This is a genomic window from Flectobacillus rivi (genome assembly GCF_030056655.1).
Taxonomy (GTDB): domain Bacteria; phylum Bacteroidota; class Bacteroidia; order Cytophagales; family Spirosomataceae; genus Flectobacillus; species Flectobacillus rivi.
Window position 1 is genome coordinate 279,045 of sequence record NZ_JASHIE010000002.1, and the last position, 12,493, is coordinate 291,537.

General features: G+C 36.8%; 8 protein-coding genes. 5 read left to right on the plus strand and 3 right to left on the minus strand.

Going from position 1 to position 12,493, the window contains the following annotated elements; translation table 11 throughout:
• Window positions 1-72: 72 nt before the first annotated feature.
• From QM481_RS03600 to QM481_RS03610, 3 genes are all read right to left on the minus strand, one after another.
• Window positions 73-1,410 carry a DEAD/DEAH box helicase gene (locus tag QM481_RS03600; protein WP_283380682.1) on the minus strand — a complete coding sequence of 446 codons (1,338 nt, stop codon included), beginning with the start codon at window positions 1,408-1,410 and terminating at the stop codon, window positions 73-75.
• A 367-nt stretch (window positions 1,411-1,777) separates the two neighbouring features.
• Complete coding sequence (locus QM481_RS03605) at window positions 1,778-2,542, minus strand: LytR/AlgR family response regulator transcription factor (RefSeq protein ID WP_283370110.1); 765 nt, start codon at window positions 2,540-2,542, stop codon at window positions 1,778-1,780.
• On the minus strand, window positions 2,539-3,576 hold the full coding sequence (locus QM481_RS03610; RefSeq protein ID WP_283370109.1) for a sensor histidine kinase: 1,038 nt from the start codon (window positions 3,574-3,576) through the stop codon (window positions 2,539-2,541). Before QM481_RS03610 ends, QM481_RS03605 begins: the two co-directional genes overlap by 4 nt.
• 355 nt (window positions 3,577-3,931) lie before the next feature.
• On the opposite strand from QM481_RS03610, the gene QM481_RS03615 reads away from it, so the two are divergent.
• From QM481_RS03615 to QM481_RS03635, 5 genes are all read left to right on the plus strand, one after another.
• Window positions 3,932-6,511, plus strand: a complete 2,580-nt coding sequence (locus QM481_RS03615; RefSeq protein WP_283380683.1) for a TonB-dependent receptor — start codon at window positions 3,932-3,934, stop codon at window positions 6,509-6,511.
• 767 nt (window positions 6,512-7,278) lie between these two features.
• Window positions 7,279-7,845: a YceI family protein gene (locus QM481_RS03620; protein WP_283380684.1), complete on the plus strand. Its 567-nt coding sequence runs from the start codon at window positions 7,279-7,281 to the stop codon at window positions 7,843-7,845.
• A 309-nt stretch (window positions 7,846-8,154) separates the two neighbouring features.
• On the plus strand, window positions 8,155-10,026 hold the full coding sequence (locus tag QM481_RS03625) for a M61 family metallopeptidase (protein WP_166551370.1): 1,872 nt from the start codon (window positions 8,155-8,157) through the stop codon (window positions 10,024-10,026).
• A gap of 68 nt (window positions 10,027-10,094) precedes the next feature.
• Window positions 10,095-10,823, plus strand: a complete 729-nt coding sequence (locus QM481_RS03630; RefSeq protein ID WP_283380685.1) for a hypothetical protein — start codon at window positions 10,095-10,097, stop codon at window positions 10,821-10,823.
• Window positions 10,810-12,432, plus strand: coding sequence for a S8 family serine peptidase (locus QM481_RS03635; RefSeq protein ID WP_283380686.1), 1,623 nt, complete (start codon window positions 10,810-10,812; stop codon window positions 12,430-12,432). The genes QM481_RS03630 and QM481_RS03635 overlap by 14 nt, the downstream gene beginning before the upstream one ends.
• Window positions 12,433-12,493: the final 61 nt, after the last annotated feature.

Here is a 12,493-nt window from a genome sequence, read left to right on the forward strand (position 1 = left end):
AGGCAGAGAGGCACAAAGTGTTTAAAACAAATCACTTTGTGCCTCTCTGCCTTTGTTACTTTGAACCTATCCTTAAGCAAACTTCTGCTCAGACTCGATACCGTATTTGTACTTTTTGCCTTTCAGCTTTTCATTTTGAATGGCATTGATGAGCGATTTTACGACACTTTTCTTTACAGCTACAAAGGCCATAAAATCTTTGAGTTCAATCACTCCAATATCTTCTTTTTGTAAATTACCTTTTTTGGCCAAAAAGCCTAACACATCTCCTTTACTCAATTTATCTTTTTTACCTCCATTGATATACAGGGTAGTAAATTCAGAAAACGCAGGTGGAGTAGTATTTTCAGGAAAAATAAATTCTTCTATTTTTTGGTTCAAATACTCTGGTTGATGCTCATTTCTATGTAAAAGTAAATATGCAAAACCTTCCGCATTCATACGAGCGGTACGTCCGTTACGATGTACAAAATCTTCATTTTTGAGTGGCAAATGATAATGGATTACGTGTTTTACAAAAGGAATATCCAAGCCACGAGCTGCCAAATCAGAGGCTACTAAAAATTTCACACTGCCATTTCTGAAACGAATCAGCGCTTTCTCTCTATCTAGCTGGTCCATTCCTCCATGAAAATAAGCGTTTTCGATACCCATTTGCCAAAGTAAATCGGAAGTTCGCATGGTAGTTTCTCTGTGATTACAGAAAATAATACTCGGCTCCGAACCCAAATGACAAATCAATTCGAACAGACGATCAATTTTATCTTTTGATTCAGAAATTACTTTATAGAGTTTTAAGTCTGGCTTTTCATCTTCTTCTCTGGTAAAATTCAGCACCCAAGGTTGCGTAATTTTCGTAAACTCAGGAATCTTAATTTTGGATGTTGCCGATACCAATACCCTTGTTTTGAGTTTACGCAAATGCCCATAAATAAACTCCATTTGGTCATGAAAACCCAAGCTCAAAGATTTATCAAATTCATCTAAAACCAATGTCTGAATACCTGACAAATCAAAAGTTTTGCGGGTAATATGGTCAGCAATACGCCCAGGCGTACCAATCAGTACGGCAGGAGGCTCGCTCAAGTTCTGAATTTCGACAGCCATGTTATGACCTCCATAACAGATATTGACTTTGAAACCTGTACTCATTTTGCGCCAAACTTGTTCAATTTGTAAGGCAAGCTCACGCGAAGGCGCCAAAATCAAACATTGTACTCGTTTTTCCTCTGGTTTTAATTTGGTAAAAATTGGCAATAAAAAGGCAAGCGTTTTACCCGAACCCGTAGGCGCAAGTAACAGGGTATCAGGGCGATTCTGAATACTACGGAAAGAATCCTCTTGGATTTGATTGAGCTGTTCAATTTCTAAATTGTTTAACAGCGATTGAATTTTATCATCTAATTGCATAATACAAAAGTACAAGCAAATGAGGAGATGTGACTGGATAGACCTGAAAATATATTGGAAGGAAGCAGTAACATCAGGTAATTTTCAGGTTGGAGAATGAAAAAGATTTGAAAAATTGTCACAGTACATGACTCATCTTCAAATCCTCTAAGAGCATGTTTACATTCTATAAGTCCTTAAAAATAAATAAGTTTATATTTATTTTTCTGAAATCCTATTGTTTGAGCCATAGGCGAGTTTAGGATTTCTTGACTTTCTTTTGTTACTTTTCTTGTGTCAAGACAAGAAAAGTAAGGTGTGGCGAAGGGAAATTTCGTTTTTCTGATGAGAACCAAATAAAATTTTCAAACATACTCTAATTCAACCATTACATTTCGCCTAGCTGATTTTTGTCGATAAACTCCTTAAAAGCTCGACGATAGGTATCACTAATAGGTAAATACGTTTGCCCTATTAGGACTTTTTCTTTGTGAATAGCATCGATGGCATCCAACGACACGATGTATGAATTATGGATTCGAATAAATTTTTGTTCAGGCAATTGTTCCTCCAAAGTCTTCAAACGTTGTAAGGTGACCACTTTTTGGGTTTTGGTAAAAATAGTTACATAATCCTTCAAGCCTTCTACATAAAGGATTTCATTAAGTCTTATTTTGACCAATTTTGTACCATCTTTTACAAAAATATACGCTGGGCTATGATCCATGATAGGCACTTTTTCATGAATAATTCGCTCGACAGTTGTGGGTATCTGGGTATTCGTATGCTCATTACCACCCAATCGTTGACTAGCTTTTTCGACAGCTTTCAAAAAACGCTCGAAAGTAATAGGCTTGAGTAGATAGTCCATCACATCGAGCTCATATCCTTCTAGTGCATATTCAGAATAGGCGGTTGTCAGAATTACCAATGGTTTTTTTTGTAGAATTTTGAGCAAAGTAATACCTGTAATTTCGGGCATTTGCACATCCAAAAATAGCACATCTACTGTATTTTCTCTCAAAAACTCAATCGCATCCAAAGGATTTGAGCATGCTTTTAACAAGTTTAAGTAGGGTACTTTTTTTACGTATTCGGTCAAAAGATTGCGTGCCAATGGCTCATCTTCAACAATCATGCAGGTGATATTCATGCCAAATTGAGGGTTAAATGTACACGATAATGAGTTGGGGTATCCTCAATGATAAGTTCATGTTGATTGGGATAGCTTAGTTCTAAACGACGTCTTACATTTTGTAGACCTATCCCTGATTTTTCTTCGTTATTGGTATTTTTGGGAATTTTAGGGTTTTCTACGATATAAGTACAGCTTTGACGATTCATTTCAAGAACTGCATATACAAACGAATCCGACACATTATTACTTACACCATGTTTAAAGGCATTTTCAAGAAACGTAATCAAAATCAGTGGCACAATCATAATGCCTGTTGTTTCGCCTTTCACCTCCAACCGAATCGGTATGTCGTTATTTAAGCGAAGTTCTTCCAAACTAATATAGTTTTGCATATACTCGATTTCTTTTGATAAAGACACCTTCGGGTGATTGGAGTCATAAATCATATATCGCATCATTTGCGAAAGTTTGGCAATTACTTCGGTTGTATTGGGTGAGTTGGTAAAAGCAAGGTAATACAGATTATTGAGGGTATTGAACAAAAAGTGAGGGTTAATCTGTGCTTTCAAAAAACGAAGCTCTGCCATAAGACCCTCATTTTCAACCTCTTTCTTTTTTGCCTCTAACTCAAACCAATCTTCTACAAATTTTAACATACTGATAAATGCCACAATAAACAAGGTAGAAAGAGATGAGCTTACCCAAAATCTATCAGTATATAAAAACCATGCTTCATGGGCGTACCCATCTACGATCCATCGCTTGCCATGAACCAATATTTCGACACTCACAAACAAAGGAAGTATAATACTAAGCAGATAAGAGGATAAATCTTTGCTAGCCAAAAATTTGGGTAACAACACGAAATAATTGAAATACGCAATCACAGCAATACAAACTGCCTGAAAGCCTGCATCTAAAAATGCTTTTAATAAATCAGGTTCTTGTCCGTGCTTAGGATAAGTGAACTGATAATAAAAAAAGGAAAAATACACGCACCAAAATGCGATGTGTATATATAGTATTCGTTGTTTTTTCTGTGGATTCATTATAATAAAGTATAGTTTTGGTACCTCGTCAATTCATTTGAACTATAAAGGCTAGAAAAAAACTTCATTTGCTCTCTTCTTCTGCGAGTCTGTTTTACCTTTATTTTCAAATCTCGACAGAAAGTTAAAAGATTCAGCATATAATCTCCTTAAACAAGCCCTATTATTCTACAATTTGACTTTTGTGTCAGACAATCCCCCTTATTTTTTCCATCATTCGGTAAAATCGAGGAATACACCGAGTTGTCGAGTCTATTGTCGGAAAGGTATAATACAAAAAATTAGTCCGATTTTTTGTATTTGTTTTGTTCCATCAAAAAACACAAAGGCACGCAGATTTTTAATCTCTCAAAATATGAAATCATTATTCACTTTCCTAGCGTTTGTCATCACCATCCAATTGGCACAAGCGCAATTTCCAGGACCAGGCTCTGATGGGCAAGGTCGCCAGCGTATTGCTACTGAAAATAATGCTGTGGCAAATCCTGCACCCAAAGGCAATGCCAAAATCACAGGCTATGTGATTGACTCAGCAGCAACACAAGCTGTTGAATTTGCCAACATTGCTCTTTTTAATAAAGCTACTAATAAAATTGTAGATGGAGCCGTTGCCGACGATAAAGGTAAATTTACGATGAAAGGTTTGGCTGCGGGTGATTACAAAATTCAAATTTCATTTGTTGGCTTTATCAATAAAACCATTGATGGTATCAAAATCAAAAAAGGTGATGACCTAGATTTGGGCGTTATCAAATTGACACCTCAAATGAAAATGCTTCAGGAAGTAACAGTAACAGGTCAAAAAGCACTCATCGAAGAAAAAGTTGACCGCTTGGTTTTTAATGCTGAAAAAGATTTAACCTCAAAAGGTGGCGATGCTTCGGATGTATTGAAAAAAGTACCTATGCTTACTGTGGATTTGGATGGTAACGTATCGTTGAGAGGTAGTTCAAATATCAGAGTTTTGATTAACAACAAACCTTCAACAATTATGGCTAGCAGTGTGGCTGATGCCTTGAAGCAAATCCCTGCTGATATGATTAAAACCGTTGAAGTAATTACATCTCCATCTGCCAAATATGATGCTGAAGGTTCGGGAGGTATTATCAATATCATTACCAAGAAAACAACATTAGAAGGCCTTACACTCAATGTGGATTCTGGTGTAGGTAACCGTTCGTCCAACTTAGGCTTGAATGGCAACTACCGCAAAGGAAAATTAGGCGTGAGTTTGAGTGGTTTTGGACGTGCATTTTATAACCCTGCTTCAGGTACTTTGACACAATCTACTTTACAAGGAGGCTCTACAATTACGACAAAACAAAGCACTGATGCACAAGACAACGGTTTGTTTGGACAATATACCTTAGGTTTTGATTATGATTTAGCCAAAAATCAATCTCTATCAGCAAGTGTTCGTTTTGGTGTTAGAAACTTCAAACGTGACCAAACACAAGCAACTTCTATTTTCGCCGATGAAGCCTTAAAAAGTACTGCATTGAGAGGTATCAATTCTCAAGACTTGTCAAACTCTGTAGACTTAAACATTGACTACCTGCATACCTTCAAGCCACAACAAGAATGGTCGATTTCGACGCAGTATAGCCAGAACAATTTGACCAACAACTTTACTTCGGATTTGTTGGGAACAGGTAACGATATTCTTTCTCGTCAGAAAAACATCAACTTGAATACCAATAAAGAGTTTACGGTACAGACAGACTACACTACTCCACTGACTAAGAATCAATTACTAGAATTCGGCGTTAAAGGAATTTTTAGACAAGTAAACAGTAATTATGAGTATTTAGCTGCCACTGGTAACTCTTCTATATATTATAACGATGCGACTCGTCCAGCAGGTTTGTTGAACTATCAACAAAATGTAGCAGCAGGTTATTTGTCTTATACCTATACGACAGACAACAAGTATACTTTCAAAGTAGGTAGCCGTTACGAATACACAAGTATCACCGCAAATGATGCAAAGAGTACCATTTCGATACCAGATTATAGCAACTTAGTACCAAGTATCAATGTTTCAAAAACCTTTGCTGGTACTACGTTAAAAGCTGCATACAATCGTCGTATTCAGCGCCCAGGTTTACAGCAGTTAAACCCGAACTTTAATGCAGCCAACCCACAAGATATTAGAATTGGTAACCCCAACTTAAGTCCTGAATTGACTGATAACTTTGAATTAGGAGCAAGTACCAACATTAATAAGACGTATATCAATGCCTCATTATTTGCGCGTCAAACCAATAATTCGATTTCACAAATCAGAGTATTGTCAGATACTTTGTCGGGAGCTTTGATTACGACATTTCAAAATATTGGTAAACAACAAAACTATGGTGCCAATGTATTTGCCAATATTTTTATCACACCAAAGTGGAGTTTAAATGGCGGTGTTGACTTATTGCATACCTACCTCGAAGGTCAGGCGCAGAGCTTAAGCGGAACCTCTTATACAACTAGCAACTCAGGATTTGTTGTAAGTGGACGTATCATGACATCGTTATCGTTGACAAACGGATGGGGCATTCAAGGATTTGGATTTTTCCGTGGACCACAGATACAACTTCAAGGTTCGCAGAGTGGATTTAGAATGTACTCATTGGGTATCAAAAAAGATTTACCAAATCAGAAGGGAAGTATTGGGATAGCAGCCGAAAATTTCATGACGAATGGCTTTGTTATGGCGACGAATTTGAATTCAGAAACTTTTAAGCAGACGAGTGAAAATAAAATATATAACTCAAGCGTTAAATTAACATTCAGTTATAAAATTGGCAAAATGAGCTTCTCTAGCCCTAAAAAAACCAAGTCGGTTAGTAACGACGACGTAAAAGGCGACGGAGGTGGCGATAATAGCGGTGGTGGACAGGCTGCTCCTGCAAGTGGCGGAAATAGTGGCAATCGCCCAAGATAATTTTGAGTATAATTCGGTAATATTACTCTTTATTAGTAAATTTGCAACCGATTTAATTCTGACTTTGTTCTCTAGGAAAAAATCCTTTAAAGATAAAAGCATTTTGGACTTTTTTCAGATTCTTTCATCTTTGAACAAATGAAACCCGATTGTATTCTTGAAGCCTAATCTTCAAGTAATGATATAACCCCAGGAAAGACAAACTACGAGTTTTCTAATCCTCTTATCTAGGGCACACAATCTATATAATTGTGTTTTTTGGATAATAATCTAGAAAGGCTCGTCCTATTCGAGACGAGCCTTTTCTTTCTCATATCATTTTCATCGACCAAACGATTGAAGTACTTTTAGTTAATAGCGTTTGATTACAAGACTTCAAATAACATAAAATACCTCCTCTAAACCCCATTAATCCTATTCTGTTTCACTCTCAAGATTCATTTATAAAGTTATTAATCACGCTTTCAGCCAGAATTGTAACTCCTTTTCGTTTAACCATTTGATCTTTCAAGATTTTCTAAAATAGTATAGCATTTGTTATTCATTAGCCGCTATAATCTATTAAGCCTATTTGTCAACTATGAGAAAAATATCGCTGTATATACCGATATTCTAGGCTTATAGCTAAATTTTAGAAACACTTAAATTTAATTTTTTAAGTTGGACACAATTGAGCAGATTCCCTCTTGCGAGCTGTTTAATTATCTTTTTCAAGTACGAATTATTTTCTTTTTATACTTTTTTTAACCCCAAAAACTTTTATTACCATGAAAAAAATCACTATCCTCTCTTTTCTTTTAGTAGCTTCATTAAGCACATTTGCTCAAAAATGGTCAGTAGACAAAGCACACGCTAAAGTTGGCTTTAGTGTTGTACACATGATGCTTTCGGATGTAGACGGTTCATTCAAAAAATTTGATGCTACTATCACATCTTCAAAAGATGATTTTTCTGATGCTACATTTGAATTTACTATCGACGCAAATACAATCAGTACAGATAACGATATGAGAGATGGTCACCTCAAAGGCGACGGTTTCTTTGATGTAGCTAACTTCCCTAGTATCACATTCAAAAGTAATTCTGTTCAAAAATCAGGAGCAAAAACCTTGAAAGTAACTGGCGACTTGACCATGCACGGTGTAACAAAACCTGTAACTTTTGATGTAACGTTGAATGGTCTTGGCGAAAACCGTCAGAAGAAAAAATTAGCTGGTTTCAAAGTAGTAGGTACTATCAAACGTTCTGACTTTGGTGTTGGTGGCAAAACTCCTACAGCAGTAGTTAGCGACGAAATCGAATTGAAAGCAAACGGCGAATTTGTTCAAAACTAATTGAGATAGATTTTCTAGAAATACCCACTGCGCTAGTGTTTAAGTCCAAAACACTAGCGCAGTTTTTTTTTGTAGTAAAAACTTCATACTTGAGTACTTCCTCAGAAAACCCTCCTCCACTCATCATACAATACGACGTTTTGACACAATCTATCGTATCCAAAAAGCAATAAACGCCCAGAATCTTGTATATTTGAGCAAAGCGCCCTTGGCTAATACTTTCTGAGTTCATACAACATGCACATACAAATTCCGTTGTAGGAACAAATTGAGCCTTTGTTCGCTTCAAGAACTTTAATTTTTTATTCAATGAAAAAAACTATTTTGACGCTCTGCGCACTCGTTATGTGTGTTGGGTCTTTTGCGCAAAAAGTTACCCAAAATGCTTCGTATCAATTCTTTGTTGACTTAACTACCGTCAAAAATGATAAACTAGAAGTATCATTAATTGCACCAAAAATCAATAAGGACGAAATCACGTATAACCTTCCAAAGATTGTTCCAGGGACTTACGCTAACTATGACTTTGGTCGTTACATTACAGACTTCAAAGCTTTTGACGCTGCTGGCAAAGCCCTCAAAGTGGAAAAGCTTGACAAAAACAGTTATAAGATTGCTAAAGCTAAAAGTCTTTACAAAATCACTTATTTGGTAGATGACACTTGGGATTCTCCAGAAATCAGTGGTGAATATGTGTTTGAACCTGCGGGAACAGATATTGAAAAGGATACTTTGTTTGCCGTTAACACACACGGTTTCTTTGGCTATTTCGACAATTTGAAAAATGTAACCTACAACGTCAATTTCTCGAAACCAAAGGGTTTTTATGGTGCCACGTCTATGATTGCAAGCAAAAGCGATGCAAGCAGTGATTTGTTTTCGGCAGGTAATTACAATGATTTGGTAGATGCGCCAATCATGTATTCAAAACCAGATACCACTGTATTGAAAGTAGGTGGTGCTGATATTTTGATTTCAGTGTATTCGCCCAACAAAAAAGCAAGTTCTGCTGAGATTGCAGCCAATGTAAAAACTTTGTTAGAAGCTCAAAAAGAATATTTGGGAGGCACTTTGCCCATCAAAAAATACGCTTTCTTGATTATTTTGTCAGACAATTTGAAAAATGGTAGCTATGGCGCACTCGAACATTCGTACTCGTCTTTCTACTATTTGCCAGAGGCTTCTGCTGAAGAATTATCTCAAACAGTTAAGGATGTTTGTGCGCATGAGTTTTTTCATATTGTAACTCCTCTAAGCATTCACTCTGAAGAAATTGGAGACTTTGACTTCAACAAGCCAAAAATGTCAAAACATTTGTGGATGTACGAAGGTATGACCGAGTATGCAGCTGGTCACATGCAAGTGATGTACGATTTGATTCCATTGGGTCAATACTTAAATATGGTTCGTAACAAAATCAACAGTATGTATGATCGTTACGATGAAAAAGTACCATTTACAGTAATGAGTGCTGATGTTTTGGAAAAATACAAAGATCAATATCCAAACGTGTACGAAAAAGGTGCTTTGATTGGGTTGTGCTTGGATATCAAACTTCGTCAGCTTTCGAAAGGAGCTTACGGAACGCAAAATTTGATGCGTGATTTGTCAAAATATTATGGTAAAGAAAAATCATTTAAAGACCCTGAGTTGTTCGACAAAATCACGGAGATTACTAAATTCCCAGAACTTCGTCAGTTTTTTGCAAAATATGTAGAAGGAAACCAACCTTTACCATTAGAAGAAATTTTCCAAAGTGTAGGAATTGAATTCCAAAAAGAAGCGAAGGTTCGTGAGAAATCTATTGGGGTATCAGTATATAGCTTAGGTCTAAACCAAGAGTCAAAAGCTATTTATATCTTGGAAGATGAAGGCATTGATGCTTTCGGTAAAAAATTAGGATTAAAAGCTGGTGACGAATTTGTGTCACTAAATGGCAAATCGTTGGATTTAGCGAACTTCCGTAATACTCGTACTGACTTTATGCAAAATGCTAAAGAAAATGATACTATCAATATGGTGGTAATGCGTAAAGAAGGTGACAAAAAAGTAGAAGTAAAACTCTCGGCGCCATTATTTATTCCAGAAATTACGGAGAAAAACTTGCTTAAACCAGTAGCTTCTCCTAGTGAGGCTCAAGTTACTTTATTAAAAGCATGGTTGTCGCCAGCAAGCAAATAAGCATTGACTTTTGCGCTTAAATGAATTATATTCAGGTCTAGCATTTTAAACAATGCTAGACTTTTTTTATGCAAAAAATCTACCCTATCAAATGCCTAAAACTATCAGATAGTTATTGGACTCGTGGCTTTTATTTTTTTCTAGCAACGCTTTTTTATGCCTGTTCATCTTTGGATTCTACAGAGTTACAGCCTATCATTTTATCTTCAAAAGACTACCTAATGCAAGAAAAAGGGCAGTTTTGCGTTTTTTCAGTTCATCAACTATCCTACACACTCAACTCCAAACCGACAGAATCTCTTTTTTTCGAAAAGCATACCGTGATCGACCATCCTACTCATGAGGGTGTATTAGTTGTTATCTTTCGTAAAAATCAAGAAAATGCGAATTGGATTGAAACTGGCAGGAAATTGGTAGTTTTACAAAATAGCAAAATTATAGAAATTCAAAGCAACCAAACACAATGTATTTTGGTCAATCCAATTGAAGTTGGCACCCAGTGGAACTTTCAATTGTATAACCAAGCAAAAGCTCAGCAAGCTCAAATTATTCGTTTTTTACCTCAAGCAATCTATGCCAACAAAACGATGTCAAATCTGATAGAGGTTGAGTTGTTTAAAGATTCAAGTGCTTTAAGTTTACAAAAGAAACAAGTCATTTTGGCACCCAATTGGGGCATTGTTTTCTCAAAAGAATCAAATGTTTCTTATTGTTATGAAGGTAATTGCTTAGGTAAAGGGCAAATCAATTATGGAACAGTTATCACTTATGATTTGATAGATTATGGCAAAGAATAAACTTTTTCTCCCACTTTTTCTCCTCTTATTTAGTCTTTCAAGTTTTGGACAAGGCGCACTTAAATATTTGGTTTTACTAAAAGATAAAAATAACTCAACCTATCAAATATCTCAGCCTAATCAATTTTTATCGGCAAGAGCAATTGCTCGACGAGCAAAACAAAATATTGCTATCAATACGCAAGATTTACCTGTAAATCTTACCTATATCAATCAAATCAAGCAAACTGGAGCAAAGGTATGGTACACCTCCCGTTGGATGAATGGCGTCGTAATCGAGGCAACGGCTGAACAACTTTCAAAAGTATTGTCGTTGAGTTTTGTAAAAGGTTTGGAAGGGACAGAACCTCTAAGAAACTATGCAAGTATCCTTTCAGCAGCACGAAGGGTATCTAAATTTGCGATGGAGGATAGCCCAGCCCCAACAGGTTACGGCTTATCCGAAACTCAAAACCTTATGCTTGGTGTCGATGCCATGCACAATCAAGGTTTTCAAGGACAAAATATGCTCATTGCAGTATTTGATGCGGGTTTTACTGGCGCAAATACCATTCCTGCCTTTAGTCATTTATTCAACAATAACAGGGTGGTTCAAACGTATGATTTTGTTGAAAATAATACGTTTGTGTACAACTATCACTCTCATGGCACCAACGTACTATCCTGTATGGCATCGCTTCAAACAGGCAGAATGATTGGCACAGCACCACAAGCATCTTATGCGCTATTCAGAACTGAAGACGATGAGAGTGAGTCGATTTTAGAAGAAGTCAATTGGCTTATTGCCGCCGAACGTGCCGATAGTTTAGGGGTAGATTTGATCAATTCCTCTTTAGGATATACGGTGTTTGAAGACTCTAATACCAGTCATACCTATCAGGATATGAATGGTAAAACTACAATTGCGGCTAGAGCAGCCAAGTGGGCAGCGCAAAGAGGTATCATTTGTACCATTAGTGCAGGTAATGAGGGCGCCGATGCGTGGAAGTATATCTCTACCCCAGCCGATGCCGACTCGATTATTGCGGTTGGAGCCGTTTCAAGTACGCGTAATGTTGCATCATTTAGCTCGCGTGGTCCAAGCGCTGATGGTAGAATTAAGCCCGACTTATCGGCAATGGGACAAAGTGTTGCCGTCTTAAACACCGCTGGAAACGCTACAGTATCGAGTGGAACGTCATTTTCCTCTCCTATCCTTTGTGGTATGGTAGCAGGTTTGTGGCAAGCTTTACCCAATAAAAAAGCACAGGAAATCATCCAATTATTGAAAGAATCAGCTAGTGACTATAGCGCACCAAACAATACCATTGGTTATGGTATTCCTAATTTTACTATTGCGTATTTGAAAGCTCAAATCCCATTATTCGAAGGCATATCGCTGGCTTTTCCTAACCCTATCAATGACCAGTTAAAAATAGCATTATCGGACTTTTCTGCTCAAAAAAACTATTCGTATCAAGTTTTCAACATGCTTGGAAATCCCATTTCGCAAGGAAGTATCGCCAATGCTATAACATTTGTAGATAGTAGTAGTTGGCCAGCAGGTATTTATATTCTCAAACTTCAGGTAGATCAACAAACGGTGGAACATAAAATTATAAAGATATAACGCTTGTAGAGGCAATGATTAGGCAAATTAAGAGGACTAGACTAGCTGAAATCTGTATTTC

Bases quoted from the DNA above. Each gene is read 5' to 3' on its own strand.
- QM481_RS03600 (WP_283380682.1), bottom strand. From the start codon at position 1,410: ATGCAATTAGATGATAAAATTCAATCGCTGTTAAACAATTTAGAAATT.
- QM481_RS03605 (WP_283370110.1), bottom strand. From the start codon at position 2,542: ATGAATATCACCTGCATGATTGTTGAAGATGAGCCATTGGCACGCAAT.
- QM481_RS03610 (WP_283370109.1), bottom strand. From the start codon at position 3,576: ATGAATCCACAGAAAAAACAACGAATACTATATATACACATCGCATTT.
- QM481_RS03615 (WP_283380683.1), top strand. From the start codon at position 3,932: ATGAAATCATTATTCACTTTCCTAGCGTTTGTCATCACCATCCAATTG.
- QM481_RS03620 (WP_283380684.1), top strand. From the start codon at position 7,279: ATGAAAAAAATCACTATCCTCTCTTTTCTTTTAGTAGCTTCATTAAGC.
- QM481_RS03625 (WP_166551370.1), top strand. From the start codon at position 8,155: ATGAAAAAAACTATTTTGACGCTCTGCGCACTCGTTATGTGTGTTGGG.
- QM481_RS03630 (WP_283380685.1), top strand. From the start codon at position 10,095: ATGCAAAAAATCTACCCTATCAAATGCCTAAAACTATCAGATAGTTAT.
- QM481_RS03635 (WP_283380686.1), top strand. From the start codon at position 10,810: ATGGCAAAGAATAAACTTTTTCTCCCACTTTTTCTCCTCTTATTTAGT.